19 protein-coding genes, 1 tRNA gene and 1 pseudogene are annotated in these 21,513 nt (G+C 61.1%); 7 read left to right on the top strand and 14 right to left on the bottom strand.

Annotated elements, in window-relative coordinates; translation table 11 throughout:
• Window positions 1–39: 39 nt before the first annotated feature.
• The 9 genes and pseudogenes from HCO70_RS02610 to HCO70_RS02575 form a co-directional block, all read right to left on the bottom strand.
• Window positions 40–891, bottom strand: coding sequence for an ABC transporter permease (locus HCO70_RS02610; RefSeq protein WP_172292786.1), 852 nt, complete (start codon window positions 889–891; stop codon window positions 40–42).
• On the bottom strand, window positions 884–1,837 hold the full coding sequence (locus HCO70_RS02605) for an ABC transporter permease (protein WP_172292784.1): 954 nt from the start codon (window positions 1,835–1,837) through the stop codon (window positions 884–886). The genes HCO70_RS02610 and HCO70_RS02605 overlap by 8 nt, the downstream gene beginning before the upstream one ends.
• Before the next feature lie 163 nt (window positions 1,838–2,000).
• Window positions 2,001–3,458, bottom strand: coding sequence for an ABC transporter substrate-binding protein (locus HCO70_RS02600; protein WP_172292782.1), 1,458 nt, complete (start codon window positions 3,456–3,458; stop codon window positions 2,001–2,003).
• Window positions 3,459–3,836: 378 nt separating this feature from the next.
• Entirely contained in the window at window positions 3,837–4,880 is a 1,044-nt protein-coding gene (locus tag HCO70_RS02595) for an ABC transporter ATP-binding protein (RefSeq protein WP_253913095.1), read from the bottom strand.
• Between the two features lie 74 nt (window positions 4,881–4,954).
• Window positions 4,955–5,929 carry an ABC transporter ATP-binding protein gene (locus HCO70_RS02590; protein WP_172292780.1) on the bottom strand — a complete coding sequence of 325 codons (975 nt, stop codon included), beginning with the start codon at window positions 5,927–5,929 and terminating at the stop codon, window positions 4,955–4,957.
• A 73-nt stretch (window positions 5,930–6,002) separates the two neighbouring features.
• Complete coding sequence (locus HCO70_RS02585; protein WP_172292778.1) at window positions 6,003–6,830, bottom strand: M55 family metallopeptidase; 828 nt, start codon at window positions 6,828–6,830, stop codon at window positions 6,003–6,005.
• A gap of 200 nt (window positions 6,831–7,030) precedes the next feature.
• Window positions 7,031–7,752, bottom strand: a pseudogene (locus HCO70_RS24575) (transposase).
• 9 nt (window positions 7,753–7,761) lie between these two features.
• Window positions 7,762–7,977 (bottom strand): hypothetical protein, encoded by a 216-nt coding sequence (locus tag HCO70_RS02580; RefSeq protein WP_216665234.1) that lies wholly within the window; start codon window positions 7,975–7,977, stop codon window positions 7,762–7,764.
• A 343-nt stretch (window positions 7,978–8,320) separates the two neighbouring features.
• Window positions 8,321–8,410 (bottom strand) — tRNA-Ser (locus HCO70_RS02575).
• Between the two features lie 508 nt (window positions 8,411–8,918).
• On the opposite strand from HCO70_RS02575, the gene HCO70_RS02570 reads away from it, so the two are divergent.
• From HCO70_RS02570 to HCO70_RS02540, 7 genes are all read left to right on the top strand, one after another.
• Complete coding sequence (locus HCO70_RS02570) at window positions 8,919–9,974, top strand: SPOR domain-containing protein (RefSeq protein ID WP_253913094.1); 1,056 nt, start codon at window positions 8,919–8,921, stop codon at window positions 9,972–9,974.
• Between the two features lie 28 nt (window positions 9,975–10,002).
• Complete coding sequence (locus HCO70_RS02565) at window positions 10,003–11,157, top strand: D-alanyl-D-alanine carboxypeptidase family protein (protein ID WP_172292774.1); 1,155 nt, start codon at window positions 10,003–10,005, stop codon at window positions 11,155–11,157.
• A gap of 101 nt (window positions 11,158–11,258) precedes the next feature.
• On the top strand, window positions 11,259–11,882 hold the full coding sequence (gene tmk, locus HCO70_RS02560) for a dTMP kinase (protein ID WP_172292772.1): 624 nt from the start codon (window positions 11,259–11,261) through the stop codon (window positions 11,880–11,882).
• Window positions 11,879–13,000 carry a DNA polymerase III subunit delta' gene (locus HCO70_RS02555; protein ID WP_172292770.1) on the top strand — a complete coding sequence of 374 codons (1,122 nt, stop codon included), beginning with the start codon at window positions 11,879–11,881 and terminating at the stop codon, window positions 12,998–13,000. The genes tmk and HCO70_RS02555 overlap by 4 nt, the downstream gene beginning before the upstream one ends.
• An 8-nt stretch (window positions 13,001–13,008) precedes the next feature.
• The gene (locus HCO70_RS02550; protein ID WP_172292768.1) at window positions 13,009–13,815 is read left to right on the top strand and encodes a TatD family hydrolase; all 807 of its coding nucleotides are present in this window, start codon (window positions 13,009–13,011) and stop codon (window positions 13,813–13,815) included.
• Window positions 13,815–14,612 (top strand): MBL fold metallo-hydrolase, encoded by a 798-nt coding sequence (locus HCO70_RS02545; protein WP_172292766.1) that lies wholly within the window; start codon window positions 13,815–13,817, stop codon window positions 14,610–14,612. Before HCO70_RS02550 ends, HCO70_RS02545 begins: the two co-directional genes overlap by 1 nt.
• Before the next feature lie 75 nt (window positions 14,613–14,687).
• Entirely contained in the window at window positions 14,688–15,617 is a 930-nt protein-coding gene (locus HCO70_RS02540) for an AEC family transporter (RefSeq protein ID WP_172292764.1), read from the top strand.
• Between the two features lie 238 nt (window positions 15,618–15,855).
• Here the strand turns inward: HCO70_RS02540 and HCO70_RS02535 are convergent, their stop codons facing one another.
• The 5 genes from HCO70_RS02535 to HCO70_RS02515 form a co-directional block, all read right to left on the bottom strand.
• Window positions 15,856–17,037: an ABC transporter permease gene (locus HCO70_RS02535; protein WP_172292762.1), complete on the bottom strand. Its 1,182-nt coding sequence runs from the start codon at window positions 17,035–17,037 to the stop codon at window positions 15,856–15,858.
• A 5-nt stretch (window positions 17,038–17,042) separates the two neighbouring features.
• Entirely contained in the window at window positions 17,043–18,668 is a 1,626-nt protein-coding gene (locus HCO70_RS02530) for an ABC transporter permease (RefSeq protein WP_172292760.1), read from the bottom strand.
• Window positions 18,661–18,954 carry a DUF1330 domain-containing protein gene (locus tag HCO70_RS02525; protein ID WP_172292758.1) on the bottom strand — a complete coding sequence of 98 codons (294 nt, stop codon included), beginning with the start codon at window positions 18,952–18,954 and terminating at the stop codon, window positions 18,661–18,663. Before HCO70_RS02525 ends, HCO70_RS02530 begins: the two co-directional genes overlap by 8 nt.
• Before the next feature lie 96 nt (window positions 18,955–19,050).
• Complete coding sequence (locus tag HCO70_RS02520; protein WP_172292756.1) at window positions 19,051–20,163, bottom strand: extracellular solute-binding protein; 1,113 nt, start codon at window positions 20,161–20,163, stop codon at window positions 19,051–19,053.
• A gap of 82 nt (window positions 20,164–20,245) precedes the next feature.
• Window positions 20,246–21,346 carry an ABC transporter ATP-binding protein gene (locus tag HCO70_RS02515; RefSeq protein WP_172292754.1) on the bottom strand — a complete coding sequence of 367 codons (1,101 nt, stop codon included), beginning with the start codon at window positions 21,344–21,346 and terminating at the stop codon, window positions 20,246–20,248.
• Between the last annotated feature and the right edge of the window lie 167 nt (window positions 21,347–21,513).

Genomic DNA, 21,513 nt, shown 5'->3' with positions numbered 1-21,513 from the left:
ATGGTTTCCCGGGTTGTAATGGAGCCGAAGGCCATCATCTCACTCCGACCGGTTGCGGATGCGCGGGTCGAGCGTATCCCTAAGCGCGTCGCCTAGGAGGTTGACTGCGATCACCGTCGCCGAGATGAAGATCGAGGGCCATAGCACGCCGAACGGACTGACCGACAGATAGCGCTGCGCGGTAGAAATCATCCGACCCCACGAAGCCGCCGGCGGAGGAGGTCCGAGGCCCAGAAAGCTAAGACCCGACTCGATCAGGATTGCGGAACCTAGGCCCAGCGAGAATTGCACGAAGAGCGGCGCAAGAATGTTCGGTAGGATATGCCGCAGGAGGATAAACCAATTCCGCGCCCCGATCGCGCGCGCACCCTCTACATATTGGATTTCGGCGACCGATAGCGTGCTGCTGTAGGCAATCCGGGCAAAACGCGGAATGAAGAGGATCCCGATCACGAAGACTAGGTTCACGATGCTTGGCCCGGTCAATGCCACCAGGAAGATCGCCATCAGCATCGGCGGGAAACACAGCATGATGTCGGTTCCACGCATTGCCAGCATTTCCCAGGCGCCACGGAAGTAGCCGGCGACCATACCGATGATCACCCCCACGACGCTGGCGAAGGTCATGCTGAGAATGCTGACGATCAGTGAGATTCTTGCGCCGTAAACAATGTTGCTGAAGATGTCGCGCCCGAACTCGTCATTGCCCAGCCAGTGCTGCAGCGATGGGCCTGCAAACCGCTTTGTGGCATCGATGCTCCATGGCTCCCAGGGGGTGATCAGCGGGCCAAAGACCGTGAGAAAGCCAATGACCGACAGTAAGATCAGGCTCACTACGAATTGAGGCGATTTCAATAAGAGGCGGAAAGTCGCGCGGAACCGTTTAATCATAGCGAATCCTCGGATCGATCAGGCCGTAAGTCAGATCGGTGATGAGGTTGATTAGGACGAAGGCGAGCGAGACTACGAGGACCATACCCTGAATGACGGGGTAGTCCCGGTTCAGGACTGAATCCAAAAGCATGTTCCCGATGCCCGGCCAGTTGAATACGTTTTCGACGATTACGCTTCCGGTGAAGAGAAATCCGGCCTGCAGCCCCAGCGAGGTGACTACCGGCATCATCGAGTTTCGGAAGACGTGACCGTAGACGACCTTCTGGTCAGTCAGCCCCTTTGCGCGAGCCGTGGTCGCATAATCCTGGCCCAGTTGTTCTAGCATGCTTGACCGCATCATCCTCATGATGAGGCCTGCCGGGGCAACGGCCAGTGCGATGGTCGGCAAGATGATGCGGGACAGAAATCCCGCAAAGTCATCGGCGGGCGAAACCCAGCCACTCGCCGGCAACCATTGTAGGTTGATCGAGAAGACTACGACCAACAGCAGGCCGCTCACGAAGGACGGAAGCGAGAAGGCGGCGACCGAAATGGTCGATATGACCAAGTCGCCCATGCGTCGGCGGCGCCGGGCGGCGACTACACCGAGGGGAATTCCGACAATCGTCGCAAGAATCAGCGCCGGAACGGCGATCTGCAACGTTCGTGGAACCCGAAGTAAGATATCGTCGAGGACGGGCCGATTGTTGACCAGAGACTCTCCCAAATCTGCGCGAGCGAGGTCTCTCAGATAGGTCAGGTACTGGATGTGCAGCGGCCGGTCCAGGCCAAGCTGTTCCCGGACGGCGGCGATTTGTTCGGCCGTCGGCTGCGCGGTCATTCCGCCCAGGATCGTGCGCGCCGGGTCTCCCGGCAGCAGGTGCACCAGAAAGAAGATTAGCGAAACGACGATGAAGGTGGTGATGGCAGTCTGAACAAGACGCCTGATTATGTAGTTGATCATGTCGACCGGGATCTCGGCGCTCGGCAGAAGACTGAGACAGGCGTTTCTCGCCAGCTCCTGCGTTGGTTGGCTTGTCCGGGCATTGACCTTCCCCTGGAACTTGGCTGCGGTGCGAGGCGGATCGGCCGACCGGCCGCGTCATCCATCTCGCACCTTTCTTGTATTATTCTTCGATCCAGACGTATTCGAAGCGGCTCGTCGAATGGGCGCCGAGCAAGCCAGGCCAGCGCCGATAGCCTTTGACCTTGGCCTCCATCGCTTCGCCCTGCGGACGAAAGTAACCGAAATACCACGGCGTCAGTTCGAGTAGGCGCTCTTCGAAATCATGGTAGATTTGCTTACGCGTTTCGAAGTCGCTTTCTACCCGACCTTTGGCCAGAAGTTCGTCGAGCGTTTCGTCGGAAAAGTCGGTGGCAGTGGAATAGCCGGGCGCGCCGGTTTCGAAATAGGCGGAATAGGCGTCCGGATCCTGGTAGGCAGCGGACTGACCATCCATCATCGCGACATAGCCGCCGTTTTGGCGGTAATCCAGCAAGGTAGGCACGTCGATATACTTGATCTCGACGTTCATGCCGAAGCCCTGCAAAGTAGCTTGGATCGCCTCTGCCGGATCCTTGTGCACCGTCACGGTCGAGCAGGTTAGCACGAAGGATATATCAGAGAAGTTTTCGTAACCGGCTTCCTGAAGCAGTTCCAGCGCCTTGTCCGGGTCGAATTTCCAGCGCGCGAGATCTTCATTGTAGTAGGGGTCGTCGGGTTGCAGCAGCCCCACTTCGATCGGAACACCCGCGCCGCCGGCCGTTAGCTGGATCAGTAGGTCACGGTCGATCAGGTAATTCAAAGCCTGACGCACCCGCGCGTCGTCGAAGGGCGGTTCGTTGACGTTAAGGTGCAGAAAGTTGTACGGACCGACGCCGGCATACATCGAATAGGCATCGTCCTGCTTCAGGCGGTCGAACTCGATGTAAGGAACATACTCGATGAAGTTCACTTCACTCGAGAGCAGTGCGTTGATTCTTGCGCTGTCGTCGCGGTAGGGGACAGCGATCACCTTGTCGAGATAGGGCATGCCCTCTTTCCAGTAGTGCTCGTTCTTCACCAGCACAGTCTGCACGCCCGGCTCGAATTCCGAAAATATGAAGGGCCCGGTGCCGTTCATTTCGGTATTCAGGTCGTGACCGGCTTCAAGCCATTCCTTACTGAGGATATGCGCCGTGGACGAGGCGAGCGCCGAGAAGACGACGACATTTGGTTGACTCAGTTTCAGTTCAACAGTGTAGGGATCGAGCACGTTCACCTCTTCGACGTCGGCCAACTGCGGCGCCAGCGCCGAGGTTCCAGTCGGGTCGCGCATCATATCGAGCGAAACTTTTGCGTCCTCGGCATCGAAGGTGTCGCCGTCGTGGAACACGACGCCTTCGCGCAGGTGGATCACGTATGTCTGCGGGTCGACGACCTCCCAGGAAACAGCCAATTCCGGCGCCAAGTTGCCATCGTCGTCATAGTTGATCAGGTTGTCGTAGACGTTCTGCTGAATAATGTAGACGCTCGCGCCTTGGGACAGCCAAGGGGCCATGTTCACGACATCCCGGGCGATGCCCACACGCAGTTCCCCGCCCATTTTCGGATCCTGGGCCTGAGCGCTTGAAAAGCTCGCGCCTAGAAGCACTGCGCTTATCGCCAAAGTTAATCTAATTCGTCCCATTTTCATGTGATCCGTCCTTTCATCTACCCGGGACCGGAACTGGTAGCAGTGGGTCTAGGATTCTGTTCCGAACCGTGGGTTCCCTGTTGATGTGCCGTACAACATTGAAGCCATGTCGCTTCGACACCCGAAGTACCGATTGCAGAGTTTCACTCGCTTAACAGCCTGTCCAATATGAACATTTAGCGTATTCATTCCTCTGGGTTATTGCCGTTGATTTCAGCAAGCCGCAGCTTTGAAAGCGTTGTCCATTGCCGGAAAACGAAGCAAAAGGCCGAGGTCCGGCCCGGTGATCTAGCTCTTGCCGAACGGCTTGAGCGGCAGGGTTTCGGCGAAGTGGCACGCCGAGTAGTGTTCCTCGCCCATGGCGCGGAATTCCGGATTTTCCTTGCGACAGATGTCCTTGGCGTACCGGCAGCGCGTATGGAAACGACAACCCGATGGCGGATTGAGCGGGCTGGGAACGTCGCCTTCGAGCAGAATCTGATTAACCCGTGTCTTCGGATCAGGCACGGGAATGGCCGATAGCAGCGCCTCGGTATAAGGATGGCGGGGATGCTCGAAGAGTTCTTCGGATTTCGCGATCTCGACGATCTGGCCCAGATACATCACCGCCACGCGGTCGCTCATGTAGCGGACGACGGTCAGGTCGTGTGTCACCACCAAATACGTAAGGTCGAATTCTTCCTGAAGGTCCTGCAGCAGCGTCACCACCTGAGCCTGTATGGACACGTCAAGTGCCGAGATCGGCTCGTCGGCCACGATGAATTGCGGACGTAGCGCAAGCGCACGGGCTATGCCGATCCGCTGCCGCTGACCGCCGGAAAACTCATGTGGAAACCGTTGCATATGGTCCGCACTTAGCCCTACCGCAATCAGCAGACTCTCGACCCGGTCGCGCAGTTCGCTGCCGCGTGCGATCCCGTGGACGTAAAGTGGCTCTCCCACGAGGTCGGCGACGGCCATACGTGGGTCCAGCGAAGTATAGGGGTCTTGAAAGATAATCTGCATGTCCCGGCGCAGCCGGCGCAGATCTTCATCCGGAAGATCGGCGACATTGACTCGGCGGGTTGCTTCCCCGTCCCGCGCCAGTTCTTTGCTGGAAAAGAGAATTTCGCCACTCGTGGGTGCGATCAGCCGCAGGATCGACCGACCCGTTGTGGTCTTGCCGCAGCCACTTTCGCCGACCAGCCCGACCGTCTCGCCCTTGGCGAAGGACAAGGTGACATCGTCTACCGCCTTCACGTAACCTTGCGTGCGACGCATTAAGCCCCTGCGTACCGGAAAGTGCTTTTCCAGATGCCGGACCTCCAGCAACGGTTCGTTTTTTTCAGCCAATCTCTTTTCCTTCTTGCGAATTGGGGCTGCGGGCTTCGGAGGCCGCGGGCGGCTCGTGCGGGCTAGTCGCCGCTTTACAGCCAACAGGCGGCCAGGTGGCCAGTGCTCGTTTCTTTCAGGGGTGGTTCATGGGCACGGCACTTGTCCATTACGTGCGGGCATCGCTCAGCGAAGGCGCAGCCTTGAAATAGCGAAAGCGGGTTCGGAACCGATCCCTTGATTGGCTCCAGTCGTTCGGTCTTGCCGATAGCCATGGAGGGGATGGAGTTCATTAGCCCCTGAGTGTAGGGGTGCTGAGGGTCGCGGAATAGTTCTTCCACGTTCGCCTTTTCGACAATCTGGCCGAGATACATCACGATGACGTCGTCGGCCATCTGCGCGACCACGCCCAGATCGTGCGTGATGAAAACGATCGAGGACCCGCTCCTTTCCCGCAGATCATTCATCAGCTTCAACACCTGTGCCTGGATCGTCACGTCGAGCGCCGTGGTGGGCTCGTCGGCAATTATCAGCGACGGATTACATGAAAGCGCCATGGCAATCACCACGCGCTGCCGCATTCCGCCGGACAGATTATGCGGATAATCGTCGATCCGGGACTCAGCCGCAGGGATCCCGACCGCCTGCAGCATTTCGATGGCGCGCGTCCTCGCGGCGCGCTTGCCCAGACCCTGGTGCAGCATGATCGGCTCCATGATCTGATGGCCGATCGTATGGACCGGGTTTAGCGATGTCATCGGCTCCTGAAAGATCATCGCCATCTGATTGCCCCGAATGCCGCGCATCTCGGGGCCCATCGGTTCCAACGCGCTCAGATCCGTGGTTGTGCCATCCACGGAAAACAGCATCTTGCCGCCGGCGATCCGGCCGGGTGCCTTCACCAGACGCATGATCGCCATCGCCGTAACCGACTTGCCGCAGCCGCTTTCACCGACGACCGCCAGAGTCTTGCCGCGTTCGACCGAAAAGCTCACGCCCTTGACTGCGCGCACGACGCCAGCGTCGGTGTTGAAGTGAACCTGAAGGTCGTGGACATCTAGTAATGGCATGGATCTTCCGCGTCGTTAGCGTTGTTCTGTTGCCGGCCAGTTTGGCCTGTCGGGATCGGGTCGGTGTCCGGAGTCATATCGGGAACGAGCTCATTCCGGCATTGATGCTTAGTCGCCAGATCCTGGTAATCTCCAGCATGTCCCTCCCGACATAGCGGATCGCCCTTCCGTCGATCCGTTCAGCGCCGGGGATGTCTAAGGCTATCTGGGCACACATCGGGTCGAGGAAATGGATCTCCAGTTCAATCGGATCGCCCAGTTGGACCAGCTTCATCTCTTCCAGTCGCCCGAGCGCGCGCGTGGTGCCCTCCCGGATCAGGTCTTGTGCCTTCACCGGCATGAGGTTGCGTGCGCAGAACCGGCTGATGGCCCATTTCGTCGTGATGAACTCGGCCCAGGGATGGCTTTCCTTAAGCCCCGCGACCAGTCTGTCGTCGCCCGAGACCAGCGCCAATGGAACGCCAAAATGGCCCGCGACTGCGGTGTTGAATGCGACCTCATCGACGGGCTGTCCGTTCAGCCGCAGTTCGTAGGACAGCCGGCTGACATGGGTGTGAGACAGGATACCAAGGGCGTCGCCGGCTCGGGCGTGATACCCGATCATCAGTGCTGCGTCGAAGCTCGCGTCGATCCCTTCCATCTGCAGCAGAGGACGCGGCGCGCCGCTGACCAGTTGTACGTCTCGGTGCAGTTCATCGGGCAGAAGATTATGCATTCCGCCATGAGCGTCGGAAAGGACGACCTCGGTCGCCCCAGCCTCGAAAGCGCCCTCTGCCGCCGCATTGGCCTCCGCCGTCATCCACCGGCGGGCAATCTGATACTCATGGCCATCGATCCTAGTATGGTCGGTATGGGTGATGCAGGCCATGCCCTCCATGTCGACCGAGATGAATACTTTCACCTTTAACCCTTCTCTTTCCGCGAAAAGTGGATTGGATTGCGCAGGTGACTGACGCCCCAGATCACTCCGTAAGTGTGGGAAGGCAGTCGCACACAGTCAAATTGCGTTCTCTTAGGCATTCATAACCTGAAGAAATGGGTGAATGCCGGGCGCCGCGACCGGTCGGAAGGACCTGTCAGACGGATTGGAATGGGTCTCAGCTAGGACAGTAGCCCTCCCCTTTGCGCCGCGCCGAGTTGGCGCCACCCGGCGAGAGCGGCAGCGCGGTCCTTCTTGAAATTGGATCTGGAGGAGAAGCTGCGCTCCGAGTTGAAATGGTTGAAAACCGAGGCATCGAAGTCGCCGAACATCTGCAAACCTCGCATCCGCCGGAAGCGCAGCGTGGCCCGCTCACGTCGGAATGGCAGGTGCGAATTCTCCGCGCAGCTGTTTCGACTTCGGCCAGTTTCCCGGCAATCATTCGCACCGATTTCCTTAAGTGCCGCGCCATATGATCGGAGTCAGTCGGTCACGATGACATCCCGCCGGCCATAATGCTTCATTGATTTATTTAGGAATTTCAATGCCACGTTCTTGTAGCGGTTAATGGTGGCATAGCTTTCCAGTATTTCGCCCTCGTGATCGGCCGCCGCCACAGATTGTGCCGTTCACCTTTGGTCGTCAAAAACATCTCGTTTATATGCCAGCGTCAGCGGCTGGTTCGCATACCTTCGACCCGGCGTTTCCGGATCTCCGAAGCAAACATCGGACCGAACCGATGCCTCCAGAAACGGGCGGCCTCATGGCTCACATCGACGCACCTCTCATGCAGCAGTTCCTAGACATTCCGAAGCGAAAGCGAGAAGCGGATGTTTTTCGTAACCGCCAAACGGATGATCTCAGGTAATGTCTTTAAGATGCGAAATGGTGAGCGTTTCGTCATCCGGCGACGCTATTCAGCCCACTGTGCCTCGGTAAGCCAAGTTGATCTGACAAGACACGTCCAGGTGTCAACGCAATTGCGCCCGGCGCCGCAGAGCGAGTCGATATCCAGCGCCCTGAGACGGTCGGCGACGAACTCCGGCGTATCGGTAAGCAAGTGTGTGTCGGCGGTCTCCGACAAGAGCGCGCGCAACGCCGCTGTCGCTGATAGGCTGCCCTTGGTCATGGTTGATCTCCTCGGTCACAGTCAGATCGGCAATCCAAACCTCGGTCGAAGTACAACCGTGGCCGCCAAGCGACCCGCCCAGGCCTCGCTTCTCTAGTAAAGCCTTCGCTCAGCCCGCGATACCCGCGGGAATCACGCCAACCGTTAGGTCACTCCTTAATTACTGTTATCAGCGTACTCTCCCCAAACCCCGCCGTCGAAATTGGGCAACTGAGCTTGGGCTGGGGAAACTGCGAAAACGCCGATGTCGGTGCGTCTCCGAAGCAAACATGCAATCACAGGCCGTCGAAATGTCGGGGGAATTCCGGAAGGTTTCTACATTCGGAAATGAGACGAGTCTCGGTGGCGGAACAGGTGGGATTCGAACCCACGGGACGCTTCCGCGCCCGCCAGTTTTCAAGACTGGTGCCTTCGACCGCTCGGCCACTGTTCCCGCGTCCTGCCCCGTCTATGCGCGGGCAGGGCAGAACGCAATCGGTCGAGACAACGAAATCCAGATCTTCAATCTAAACAAGCACGCAGCATTTCCTGTATAAAGGACGTGTTTCGCCTCGTACTTGCGACAAAAGGTGGGGCACTTTTTCCCGGTATCTTTTGATGTCAGTGGCTTAGGCGCTGTTTTCACTGGCTTTCAAGACCACCGAAATCGACCACTCTGCCGTCCTTCCGAGCGTTAGCGGCATGGCATTCGCATTCGACCGCCCTGCCGACTTTCAAACCGCGCTTGCCTAACCGCATCCGCAGCAGCCAAGCAAGACCACTCCGAAAGAGACGTGCTTTAGCCAAAAACCGCCCACAGACCGGTTGACACTTTAAATAATTCATAGGCTCGGCTATTCTCCGCCTATCTGCATGCGCCCGTATGCAGGTTCGAGCAAAAAAACGCGGCACAAAGCACGCGTGAAAAGGGGCATGGTATGGCAAGGATGAGGTCAGGGCAGATGGCCTTGCTTCTCTGTGGTACGGTAATGCTTGCCGGCTGCGGGGAGGACAAAGAATTTCCACTACTAAAAAAGAAACCGGAGCCTGAGGCCGAAGTTACGTCTGCGGCCGCCACACCGGGCAAGACACCGATCAGCGAGCGTGATGTCGAGGCGCCCGAAGTATTCGAGGCGGCAGACAGCGGGCTTTGGGATGGTCGGCCCTCACTGGGTGGGGTGTGGGTGGCGCATCCAGACGTCACGGGACCGGAGCGGGTGCTGATCCGTAACGAGGACAACGGGAAGTACGTGGTTGGCGCGTTGTTCAAACGCGAACGGAACAATCCCGGGCCTTCGATCCAGGTCTCGTCAGATGCCGCGTCGGCGCTCGGTATGCTGGCTGGCGCACCGGAGCAACTGTCAGTCGTCGCGCTTCGCCGCGAAGAAGCGGCACCTGGCCCGGCGGAATTGCCAATTTCGGAGGAACTTCCTGAAAGTGAGGATAGCGCCGAAACGGAAGAAACACTCTTGGCAGAGGCCGAGCTTCCCGGTGTTCCCGCGCCGATTGCGGTAGAGCCCATACCGGCCTCCGCCGATCCGTTGCCGCTTTCGCTAGCCGATGCACCGAAGCCTGAAGTCGCGGCGACGCCAGTGATGTCGGCCGATGCAATCGAAACCGCTACACGCGATCACCCGATGAAGGTTGAAGTCGCCGCGCTCGAAGCCGCCATTGCCAGCCCGGCAGACATAAGCAACGTCACCTATACCTCGGCCCCGGCCGAAGATGTGCCGGCAGCCATGGAAACGACACCGCTGCCGCCACCCGCGGTTTCGGACAACCAGGTCGACAAGCCATTCATCCAGATCGGCCTGTACAGCGTCGAAGGCAATGCAATCAGCACGGCCGACAAGCTGCGCTCCAGTGGTATCGTCCCGGCCATCGTGAAGGATGAAAGCAACGGGAAACCTTATTGGCGTGTTCTTGCCGGTCCGGCGCCGACCAAGGCGGACCGCACGTCTCTGCTGGCAAAGCTCGAGGATTTGGGCTACTCCGACGCATATTTCGTGAACAACTGATCCGTCACTGAAAGGACCTTACCGGCCCATGCGTTTTGCCCGTCTGCTCGCAGCGCTCGCACTGTTCCTTGGCGCCGTGCCGGCCCATGCCTTTGACACGCGGGCTAAAGCCGCTTGGGTCTACGACCTGTCGACAGACACCGTCCTGATGTCGAAAGAGGCTGACGTACCCCTGCCGCCGGCTTCCATGTCCAAGCTCATGACCCTGAACATGTTGTTTGAGGCTCTGCGCGATGGCCGGGTCACGCTCGATACCCGGTTCGGCGTTTCCTCACGGGCCAGGAACATGGGCGGCTCAACCATGTTCCTGGACGAAACCGACAGGCCCACGGTCGAAGAACTGATCAAGGGCATCGTCGTGCTTTCCGGAAATGACGCCTGCGTCGTGGTGGCCGAGGGGCTGGCGGGGACTGAGGACGCGTTCGCACGCATGATGAACGAGCGCGTGCAGGCGCTCGGCCTCGAACACTCGACTTTTGCCAATGCCAGCGGCTGGCCAAATCCCAATCACCGCATGTCTGTGCACGATCTGGGCCGGGTCGCGGTTAGGCTGATCACCGAGTTTCCCGAATATTACGGCTACTTCGGTATGGAGGAGTATGAGTTCGATGGTCGCGCTCCGCAGAATCGCTTCAACCGAAATCCACTGCTGAAACTTGGTATAGGCGCTGATGGGCTGAAGACAGGGCACACGTCCGAAGCCGGATACGGCCTGGTCGGTTCCGCTCTTCAGGGCAACCGCCGCATCGTCTTCGTGATTTCCGGCCTGAACTCCGAAGCAGAACGTGCCGAAGAGGCCGAGCGTATCGTCAACTGGGCGTTCCGCCAGTTCGTCGAGAAACAGGTTGTCGACGCTGGCACCGTGCTGGCCGAAGCGCCGGTATGGCTGGGCAATGTCGAACGCGTCGGCCTTGCCGTGCCGGAGGACGTGACGCTGCTGGTCCCGGCACTTGTTCAAGGCGACATAAATGGCGAGGTCGTGTATCGCGGCCCCATCGAGGCGCCGATCGCCGAAGGCCAGGAACTCGGTGAACTGGTGATCCGCATGCCGGACATGCAGGAAACCCGCATACCCCTGATCGCCGACCGCGAAGTTGTGCGAGGCGGCTTCCTGCCCCGCATTCGTACCGCAGCGCGGGTACTGATCGCCTGGGCCGCAGGCCAGGCGGCAGAGGTACTCTAGCGCCGGTTGACCCGGCCATCCGGCCCGGCTACGCCAACGGGCAAGATGCAGATCGCCACCACTTCCGCCCTTTCCATCGCGCCCCTGGGCACAGGCCCCGTATGACGCATGCCTTGTTCATCACGTTCGAAGGCATCGACGGCTCGGGCAAATCCACCCAGGCCCGCCTGCTGCACGACAATCTCCAGTCCCAGGGCATTGATACCGTCCTAACCCGCGAACCCGGCGGCTCTCCCGGTGCAGAGGAAATCCGTCGCCTCGTGCTTGAAGGCGACCCAGAGCGCTGGTCGGCGGAAACCGAAATCCTGCTGTTCACAGCCGCGCGCCGCGACCACCTGGAACGACTCATCGAGCCGTCCCTGGCAGCGGGTCGCACCGTCATCTGCGACCGTTTCGCCGACAGCACCCGGATGTATCAGGGCCTGTCCCGCGGCAACCTTCGCCAGAAGGTCGACGAGTTGCACAGGCTGATGATCAGGCGCGAGCCCGACCTGACCCTGTTGATAGACATGGACCCGGAAACCGGCCTCTCCCGCGCAAAGGGACGACAGGGACACGAAGAACGGTTCGAGGACTTCGGCCTCGGCCTGCAACAGCGTATGCGTGACGGCTTTCTCGCCCTCGCCGCGGAGTTCCCCGAGCGTTTTCGCATTATCGACGGTGATCGCTCGCAGGAAGAGGTGGCCGCCGAGGTTCTGTCCATCTCACGGAAGGCACTCGCATGAGCGACGGCGCGCCGCTCGAGGCCGACCGCGTTCAGGGCGCCCCCCATCCGCGCGAGACCCCGCACCTGATCGGACAGGAAGAGGCCGAGGCCGCCTTTCTCGACGCCTATAACTCGCACCGTCTACATCATGGCTGGCTGATCACCGGCCCGCGCGGCGTCGGCAAGGCCACGCTGGCGTGGCGCATCGCCCGCTTTCTGCTCGCGACACCTCCAACTGAAGACGACGGCCTTTTCGGCGCGCCGCCTCCGCCGACGACGCTGGAGATAGACCCCGGCCACCCTGTCGCCCACAGACTCGCTGCCCTATCCGAACCAGGCCTGTTTCTCGTCCGCCGTCCCTGGGACGAGAAAGGCGAACGCCTGAAGCAGGAGATCACCGTCGAGGAAATCCGCCGACTGAAACATTTCTTCGAAATGTCCTCCGCTGACGGCGGCGGTCGCGTCGTGATCATCGACGCCGCCGACGAGATGAACGTGAATGCCGCGAACGCGGTGCTGAAACTTCTGGAAGAACCGCCGAAGAACACGACCCTCCTGTTGATCGCGCACCAGCCGTCACGCCTCTTGCCTACGATCCTGTCCCGCTGCCGCCGCCTGCGTTGCGGGATACTCTCGCCCGTGGACCTGGCCGAGGCCCTCGAACAAGCCGGTGTAGACCCCGGACAGGACGCCGCTGCTCTCGCCGCGCTATCGGAAGGCTCCGTCGGCACTGCCCTTCGCCTGATAACGATGGAAGGGCTCGCCCTTTACAGCGATCTCGTCCAGGTGCTCGGCAACCCGAACGCCCGCCCCCTCGCCCTCAAGCTCGCAGACAGCGCCGTCGGTCGGCCCAATGCCGACCGCTTCGCTCTGCTGATCGAACTGTTCGACCTGTTCCTCGCCCGAGCTGCCCGCGCGGGCATCTCCGCCCCCCCCGAACCCGAAGCTGCCCCGGGCGAGGCCAGGCTGCTGGCACAGATCTCGCCCAACCCGCAGGCATCCCGCCGCTGGGCCGAGCTTGCCCAGACGCTCGGTGCCCGTGCGCGCCACGGCCGAGCGGTGAACCTTGACCCTGCCGCGCTCATCCTCGATATGGTGCTCAAGACCCAAGAAACGGCGGCGCAAACGGCTGCCTGAGCCAGTTCATGACCGCAACGCCGCAAATCACCGACAGTCACTGCCATCTCGACTTTCCGGATTTCGACGACGAGCGCGAAGCCGTCGTCGATCGCGCGCTGAAGGCCGGCGTCACCCGCATGGTGACGATCTGCACCAGGCTGCGCCAGGAACCTCAGGTGCGCGCCATTGCCGAGGCATTCGAACCGGTCTTCTACGCCGCAGGCACCCACCCGATGAGCGCAGCCGAAGAGCCGCTTGCCACAGTCGATGAACTGGTGGCGCTGACCCAGCAGCCGAAACTTGTCGGCATTGGCGAAACCGGCCTCGACTATCACTACACGGCAGACTCGAAGGATATTCAGCAGGAAAGCCTGCGCATCCATATCGAGGCCTGCCGTCGCACCGGTCTACCGCTGATCATTCACTCTCGCGACGCCGACAAGGATATGGCCCGTATTCTTGCCGAGGAATACGCAGCGGGCTCTTACACCTGTGTTATGCACTGTTTCTCCTCCAGTGCCGCGCTGGCAGAGGCGGCACTGGATCTGGGCTTCTACCTGTCAATGTCCGGCATCGCCGCCTTCCCGAAAAGCCAGGAACTACGCGATATCTTCGCCAACGCGCCGGTGACGCGGGTGCTGGTCGAGACCGACAGCCCTTACCTCGCGCCTCCGCCCCATCGCGGACGGCGCAATGAACCGGCCTATACCGCCCACACCGCCCGTGTCGGCGCCGATGTATTCGACATGGATTACGCCGATTTCGCTGCCCAGACCCAGGCGAATTTCGAACGGCTCTTCTCCAAGGTTCCCGCCTACGAGGCCGCCGCCTGATGGGCGAACTGCGCTTCACCATCCTGGGCTGTGGTTCCTCTGGCGGGGTGCCGCGGGTGGGCGGCCTCTGGGGCGACTGCGATCCCGCCAATCCGAAGAACTGGCGCCGCCGCTGCTCCCTGCTGGTCGAGCGCGAAACGGATGACGGCACGACCCGCGTCCTGATCGACACCAGCCCCGATCTGCGGGCCCAGCTGATCGACGCAGGCATTGGCCTTCTGGACGCCGTGGTCTTCACCCATTCCCATGCCGACCATGTCCACGGAATCGACGACCTGCGCATGGTGGTGTTCAACCGTAAAAGCCGCTTGCCTGTCTGGGCAGATACGCCCACGCAGGAAGCCCTCCTCACCCGGTTCGCCTATGTCTTCGTGCAGCCTGAAGGCTCTTCCTACCCGCCGATCCTCGATCTGAACCTGATCGACGGTCCGGTCACCATCGATGGCGATGGCGGCCCTGTCACGCTGAACCCTTTTCTCGTCAAGCACGGGTCTATCGACTCGCTAGGTTTCCGCGTGCAGGACCTCGCCTACCTGCCCGACGTCGAGATGATGACGCCGGAAGCATGGGAGGCCTGCTCCGGGCTCGATTGCTGGATCCTCGACGCCCTGCGGCGCACCCCGCACCCGACCCATTCCCACCTGGATCAATCGCTGGAATGGATCGAACGCGCCGCGCCGCGACGGGCGGTGCTGACCAACATGCATATCGACATGGATTACGACACGCTGGTGGAGGAGACGGCGGATCACATCACACCTGCCTATGACGGCATGGTCATCCGCTATGAGGTCTAGGCTGACGCTTTTCTTCTCCCCCGCAATCACCCCCCCGGCGGCTCCCGCATTCTCCGCCCGACCCAGGCTCCGCCGATGCAGGCGCTGATCGACGTCATCCTGCCGGTCTTTATCGTGATCGGCTTTGGCTATCTCGCCGCCTGGCGCGGGCTGTTCTCGGAAAGCGCTGTCGACGGGCTGATGCGTTTTGCCCAGAACTTCGCGATCCCGTGCCTGCTGTTCCGGGCGATCTCGCAACTGGATCTGGGGCAGAATTTCGAGTTCCGGCTGCTCTTCAGCTTCTACGCCGGCGCCGTCACCGGGTTCATCGCCGGTTTCATCGGCGCACGGCTGATCTTTCGCCGGCCTTGGCCGGATTGCGTGGCCATCGGGTTCTGCGGGCTGTTCTCCAACTCGCTGCTGCTGGGCCTGCCGATCACCGAGCGGGCCTTCGGGCCGGAGGCGCTGGAGCCGAACTTCGCCATTGTCGCCCTCCATGCGCCGTTCTGTTACGCGCTGGGGCTGACGGTGATGGAGCTGGTGAAGGCCGAGGGCGCGGGGATCGGGGCCAAGGTGAAGTCGATCCTGTCGGCGATCTTCCAGAATGCGCTGGTGATCGGGATCAGTCTGGGGCTGGTGGTGAACCTGACCGGGTTGCCGCTGCCGGGGGTGTTCACCGACGCGCTGGACCTGGTGATCCGGGCGGCGCTGCCTGCGGCTCTGTTCGGGCTGGGGGGCGTGCTGATGAGGTACAAACCCGAGGGGGACATGGCGACCATCGCGATGATCTGTGCGATCTCGCTGGTGCTTCATCCGGCGGTGACTTTCGGGCTGGGGACGATGCTGGGGCTGTCGACGGGGCAGCTGAGATCGGCGGTGGTGACGGCCTCGATGGCGCCGGGGGTGAACTCCTACCTCTTCGCCAACATGTATGGGGTGGCGAAGCGGGTGGCGGCGTCGAGCGTGCTGATCGCGACGGCCCTCAGTATCGGCACGATCTGGGTCTGGCTGCACCTTCTGCCCTAGGCATTGTCGATCAAAACCGGACCACGCATCGCTGCCAGAGATCGGAGATTTCAACGCAATTCGTGGTGCGATCTGTATTGGATTGTGATCGAAACGCCTTAGGCGTCCCCATGGGGACGGGGGGTCAAGTGATTGATTTCAGGCGTGTTAGCGCTAACCTAGGGTGGGGACGCCTCGGTTCGCATCGTACCCGTGATCGCTGGCGGACGCCTCTGCAGGAAGCATCCGCCGGCTCTGATCAACCCGGCGACATGCCCCGCAGGCGCTCGGACCGGCGGCGCAGAAGTTCGACCGTGGTCAGCAGCACGATGGAGATCGCCACCAGGATCGTCGCCACGGCGAGGATCGTCGGAGAGATCTGTTCCCGCAGGCCGGTGAACATCTGCCAGGGCAGCGTCTTCTGGCCGGCCGAGCCGACGAAGAGCACGACGACCACCTCGTCAAAGGAGGTGATGAAGGCGAAGAGACCGCCCGAGATCACGCCCGGCAGGATCAGCGGCATCTGCACCTTGAAGAAGGTGCGCACCGGGTTCGCGCCCATGTTCGCTGCCGCCCGCGTCAGAGAGTCGTCGAAGCCGACCAGCGTCGCCGTCACCGTGATGATGACAAAGGGAATGCCCAAAGCGGCGTGCGCCAGCACGACGCCGACATAGGTCCCCTGCAGCCCGATCCGCGAATAGAAGAAGTACATCCCCGCCGCCGAGATGATCAGCGGCACGATCATCGGCGAGATCAGGATCGCCATGATCGCGCGGCGGAACGGTACGTGCGGCTGCGACAGGCCGATTGCGGCCAGAGTGCCCAGCGACACCGACAGGATCGTCGCCGCGGGCGCGATCTTGACCGAGTTGCGCAGCGCCTGCTGCCAGTCGGGATTGGTGAAGAAGTCCTGGTAGTGCTTCAGCGAGAAGGCCGCGGGATCCAGCGCCAGCATGCCCGGCGTGAAGGTAAAGAAGTCCTCGGCGTTGAAGCTGAGCGGCATGATCGTGACGATCGGCGCGATCAGGAAAAAGAAGATCAGCCCGCAGATGAACTTGAAGCTGTTATGCCAGAGAACCTGCCCCGGCGTGTAGAAAGGCGGCACGCTTGCACGGTACTTGCCGGTGTGCAGCCAATAGACGAACCAGCCCATGATCCAGCCGATGATCGCGCCGGCCACGAGACCGGCAAAGCCGGCCACGACCAGCCCTGCCACCGCGCAGATCAGCGCGGCGGCGCCTTTGCCCACGTTCTTCTTCGGCACGAAGGTGACAAGCATGTAGGACAGCGCCGCGCCGAACACGGCGCCGACGAAGAGCCCGATCAGTGATACCTCATTCGCGATGCCCACCAGCAGGCCGAACAGGGCGCCGACAACGGCGGACAGCGGCAGCGTGAAGCTTTGCAGCGGCGGAGTTTTGACGGGTGCGATTACGGCCATGTCGATTACCCCAGGCTCACGTTGTCGATGCCGACGATCTTGTCGTAGACCCAGTAGAGGACCAGCACGACCGCCAGAAGGATCGTCCCCAGTGCGGCCGCGAGGCCCCAGTTGAGCGACGACGAGATGTGGTAAGCGATCCGGTTCGAGATGAACGTCCCGGTGGTGCCGCCCACCAGTTCCGGCGTGATGTAGTAGCCGATGGCGAGGATGAAGACGAGGATAGAGCCCGCGCCGATGCCCGGCACCGACTGCGGGAAGTAGACCCGCCAGAATGCCGTCCAGTTGGTCGCGCCGAGCGATTTTGCGGCGCGGACATAGCTGGGCGGAATGGTCTTCATCACCGAGTAGAGCGGCAGGATCATGAACGGCAGCAGGATATGCGTCATCGCGACGATCGTGCCGAACTGGTTGTTGATCATCACCAGCCGGTTCGAATCCGCGACGATGCCAAGCCAGACCAGAATGTCATTGATCACCCCCTGCTGCTGCAGCAGCACCTTCCAGGCCGACGTTCGGACCAGTAGCGAGGTCCAGAACGGAAGCAGGACAAGGATCATCAGCACGTTCGACACCCGCATCGGCAGGTTCGACAGCAGATAGGCGACCGGATAGCCAAGCAGGATGCAGGAGCCCATGATCATGAGGCTCATGAACAGCGTCCGCTTGAACAGCAGCAGGTAGATGCGCTGGTTCTCGGGCTGGGCGCTGATGCCGTCGGCGGTCATCTGCAGATCGACCGAGTTCAGGAAATATCCCGGCGTGTAGTTCGGCGAGAACGCCTGGATCGTGCCCCAGATTTCGGGATCGGCCCAGTCCTCGTCGATGTCGAGGAACTGTTCCTTCAGCGACACCGGTTCCCATTCGCCGACGGCGGCCGCGGCCTCCTGCAGCAATGCGGCTTCGTCGCCCTCGAAGGACGCCACCGCGTCGCCATTCGCCATCAGGTCACGGTAGAGCGTGGTGTAAAGGAAATCTTCCGGCTCTTCCTCGGCCAGAACGTCATTGTTTTCCTCGACGATGCGGGACCAGCTTTGCCAGGCGGAGGCGGTCTCGGGCAGGACGTCTTCGATGCCGCTCACCTGCATCAGGTTGAGCCAGGTTACCGGATCCTCCCAAGCCTCGTTCAGATCGACGAAGGCGTCCGTGTATTCGTCCGTGTCGAACCGTCCGACCGCACGGCCCGTCTGCCGGAACAGCGAGCTTATACCGGTATGCTCGTAGTTGAGACGGGTGCCCAGACGGGTGTGAATCTTGAATTCTTCCGCCTCGATCATATCGACGTAGAAGGCAGCGAAGACATCCTCGTCCGGCGCCTCGCCGCTGTTGTAGTCCCAGTCCTTCAGGGCGACGACCGTACGCGGCAGGGTCTCGCTGACGCTCTGGTTCTCGACCGAGCGGAACAGCATGTCCGCAATCGGCGCGATGAACGTGACGAGAATAAAAATCAGGAGCGGCGAGATCAGCATGAGGGCGCGCATCTTCTCGCGGCGCAGCGCCCGTTGCAGGGATCGTTTCAGCGGCGTGCCATCGGCGGCGAGGACGGGGCCACTGGCGGCTTCGGCTTCGCGGATGGCGTTGTCGGGCGTGGGGCCGGTCTTGACGTCCGGGCCTGCGGTCGCGTCAGTCATCATGGCCCTCCACGAGAATGATGGTGCTCTCGGCCGACCGTTTCCGGATCTCCGAGATCTCCTGGTATTCGGGGTCGTAATAGGCCTTTTTGGCCTGTTCGTAGCTGTCGAACTCGAAAACGATGTGGCGCTGGCCGGTTTCGCCTTCCGGCACTTCGGACTGGCCGCCGCGGACGAGGAAGCGGGCGCCGAGCGCCTTCAGCACGGGCGTATCCCTGGCGATGTATTCCTTGTACGCCTCGGGGTCGGTCACGGTGATGTGGCCGATGATATAGCCCTTGGGCATGCGTTGGTCCCCTGTCATTTTCTTGTTCTGGGAAGCGGCCCCTTTCGCGGGGCCGCTCCGGTCTTCATGCGCTGCGCCTGATGCGGCGCGGCCTTCTTATTGAGCCAGCCAGGCCTGGAATTTCGCGTCGATGTCGTCGCGATAGTCGGCCCAGAACTCGTAGTTGTAGACGAAGGTGTTCTCCGCGTTGTCCGGATCGGTCGGCATATGCGGACCCATGTCGATACCGAGTTCCGCGTGCTCACCCACCAGCGGCGCCGAGCTTTCGCGGGCCGGACCGTAGGAGATGTACGCAGCCTGGTCGGCCAGACGCTGGGTGTCGGTGGCGAAGTAGACGAAGTCCTTCACGCGGGCCAGGCGGTCTTCGGGCAGGCCCTCGGGGATGATCCAGCCGTCAAGGTCGAACACCTGGGCGTCCCACATCATCGCGACGGGCTGGTCCTGTTCCTCGATTACCGAGAACAGGCGGCCGTTATAGGTCGAGCCCATGAAGACCTCGCCGTCGGCCAGCAGCTGCGGCGTGTCAGCGCCGGCGGACCACCAGATGACTTCGTCCTTGATCTCGTCCAGCTTGGCGAGCGCCTGGTCCTGGCCTTCCGGGGTTTCCAGCACGTCGTAGACTTCTTCCTTGGCGACGCCGTCGCAGAGAAGGGCCCATTCCATGTTGTTGATCGGACGCTTTTCAAGCGCCCGCTTGCCCGGATAGGTTTCCAGGTCGAACACGTCGCAGATCTCGGACGGCGGCTCGGCGCCTTCCGGAACCATGTCGGTGCGGTAGCCGAAGGTGGTCGAGTAGACGATCTGCGGGATGAAGCAGTCCGAGACCAGCAGGTCGCCGAAGTCATCCTCGGCCGAGGTGCCGTCGGGTGCCGGAGCCAGCAGTTCCTCGGGGTCGTATTCCATCGCAAGGCCTTCGTCGCACAGACGGATGGCGTCGGCGGCCACGACGTCGACGAGGTCCCAGGTGATGTTGCCGGCTTCGTTCATGGCGCGCAGCTTGGCCACGGCTTCGGCCGAGCTTTCGTCCCAGACGATTTCGACCTCGGAATGTTCAGCCTGATAAGGTTCGGCATAAGCCTTGACCTGGCTGTTCTGGTAAGCGCCGCCCCAGCTGACCAGGGTCATGCTGTCGGCCATGTCCTGCGCGAACGCAACAGGCGCCGCTACAAGAGCCGCGCTCGTCGTAAGCATCAGTGACTTGAGTTTCATAGGATGTTCTCCTGTTGTCATTTACCCGTGTTTCTTTCCCCCCTGGGCCCCGGGAAGGCCGCGAAGCGGAGGGAAATCCTCCTCAGGCGTCGAGCGCCCGGCAGTCCTGCGGTCGCCAGCCGATTTCCAGCATCTCGCCCGCTTGCAGGCGGCGCTGATCCGGGGCGTTCCGGGTCTTGACGATGAAATCGTCCTTGCCCGCAACCCGCAGTCTGGTTCGGTAGATATCGCCCATGTAGACGAATTCCAGCACTTCGGCTTTCAGCGTATGGGCATCGGGAGCCAGTCGGTCCTTGTTGAACTCGACCCGTTCGGGCCGGATCGAGACCAATGTCTTGTCGCCCACGGCGTTCACGTTGACCGGCACGGTGTCGATCACCTCGCCATCGTCCAGCGTTACCTCGGCACGGCCGTTTTCCATTTTCGTGACCTTGCCCGACAGGGTGTTGTTCTCGCCGATGAACTGCGCGACGAAGCTGTTCTGCGGCTCCTCGTACAGCACATCCGGCGGGTCCAGCTGCTGGATACGCCCGTCGTTGAACACCGCAACCCGGTCCGACATCGTCAGCGCCTCGGTCTGGTCATGGGTCACGTAGACCACGGTGATCCCGAGATTGTCGGCGATATGCTTGATCTCGAACTGCATATGTTCGCGAAGCTGCTTGTCGAGCGCGCCGAGCGGCTCGTCCATCAGCACCAGTTCCGCCTCGAAGACAAGCGCGCGGGCCAGGGCGATCCGCTGCTGCTGACCGCCCGAAAGCTGCGCCGGCCGGCGGCCGCCGAAGCTGCCCATCTGCACCATGTCGAGCGCGCGCTTGACCTTCTCTTCCCGCTCGGACTTGCCCATCTTTCGGACTTCCAGCGGAAAGGCGAGATTCTCGGCCACAGTCATGTGCGGGAAAAGAGCGTAGTTCTGGAACACCATCCCGATACCGCGCTTGTGCGGCGGGATATTGTTGATCTCCTGCCCGCCCAGCCGGATCTCTCCATGGGTAGCAGTTTCGAAACCGGCCAACATCATCAGGCAGGTGGTCTTGCCGGAGCCCGAAGGCCCGAGCATCGTCAGAAACTCGCCTTTCCCGATCGAGAGATTGAGGTCCTTTACGACGAGCGTTTCCCCGTCATAGCTCTTCTGCACCCGATCAAATTCGACGAATGCGCCGTTCGCGGCGTCCGATACCAAATCGCGCTCCCTGTCTTTTTGTCCCCTGGGCGTTTGCCGCCCTTGTTTCGCCCTTCATCCAAGCAAATGTCCAAATGATACGCAACCGGAACGCGGGCAATCCGCCCCGGAAAGCGCCGGAAGCCCTGTATTTCAACGGCATTTTTCATGATGAATTGCGTAATCAC

Origin of the sequence: Pseudoruegeria sp. HB172150, from assembly GCF_013184805.1 — a bacterium.
Lineage (GTDB): Bacteria > Pseudomonadota > Alphaproteobacteria > Rhodobacterales > Rhodobacteraceae > Psychromarinibacter.
The sequence above is the reverse complement of the archived record's forward strand: the minus strand, read 5'-3'. Positions and strand labels throughout refer to the sequence as shown.

Coding starts and splice junctions, on each gene's coding strand:
- HCO70_RS02610 (WP_172292786.1), bottom strand. CDS start 891: ATGATTAAACGGTTCCGCGCGACTTTCCGCCTCTTATTGAAATCGCCT.
- HCO70_RS02605 (WP_172292784.1), bottom strand. CDS start 1,837: ATGATCAACTACATAATCAGGCGTCTTGTTCAGACTGCCATCACCACC.
- HCO70_RS02600 (WP_172292782.1), bottom strand. CDS start 3,458: ATGGGCGGGGAACTGCGTGTGGGCATCGCCCGGGATGTCGTGAACATG.
- HCO70_RS02590 (WP_172292780.1), bottom strand. CDS start 5,929: ATGCCATTACTAGATGTCCACGACCTTCAGGTTCACTTCAACACCGAC.
- HCO70_RS02580 (WP_216665234.1), bottom strand. CDS start 7,977: ATGACCAAGGGCAGCCTATCAGCGACAGCGGCGTTGCGCGCGCTCTTG.
- HCO70_RS02570 (WP_253913094.1), top strand. CDS start 8,919: ATGGCCTTGCTTCTCTGTGGTACGGTAATGCTTGCCGGCTGCGGGGAG.
- HCO70_RS02565 (WP_172292774.1), top strand. CDS start 10,003: ATGCGTTTTGCCCGTCTGCTCGCAGCGCTCGCACTGTTCCTTGGCGCC.
- tmk (WP_172292772.1), top strand. CDS start 11,259: ATGACGCATGCCTTGTTCATCACGTTCGAAGGCATCGACGGCTCGGGC.
- HCO70_RS02555 (WP_172292770.1), top strand. CDS start 11,879: ATGAGCGACGGCGCGCCGCTCGAGGCCGACCGCGTTCAGGGCGCCCCC.
- HCO70_RS02550 (WP_172292768.1), top strand. CDS start 13,009: ATGACCGCAACGCCGCAAATCACCGACAGTCACTGCCATCTCGACTTT.
- HCO70_RS02545 (WP_172292766.1), top strand. CDS start 13,815: ATGGGCGAACTGCGCTTCACCATCCTGGGCTGTGGTTCCTCTGGCGGG.
- HCO70_RS02540 (WP_172292764.1), top strand. CDS start 14,688: ATGCAGGCGCTGATCGACGTCATCCTGCCGGTCTTTATCGTGATCGGC.
- HCO70_RS02535 (WP_172292762.1), bottom strand. CDS start 17,037: ATGGCCGTAATCGCACCCGTCAAAACTCCGCCGCTGCAAAGCTTCACG.
- HCO70_RS02530 (WP_172292760.1), bottom strand. CDS start 18,668: ATGACTGACGCGACCGCAGGCCCGGACGTCAAGACCGGCCCCACGCCC.
- HCO70_RS02525 (WP_172292758.1), bottom strand. CDS start 18,954: ATGCCCAAGGGCTATATCATCGGCCACATCACCGTGACCGACCCCGAG.
- HCO70_RS02520 (WP_172292756.1), bottom strand. CDS start 20,163: ATGAAACTCAAGTCACTGATGCTTACGACGAGCGCGGCTCTTGTAGCG.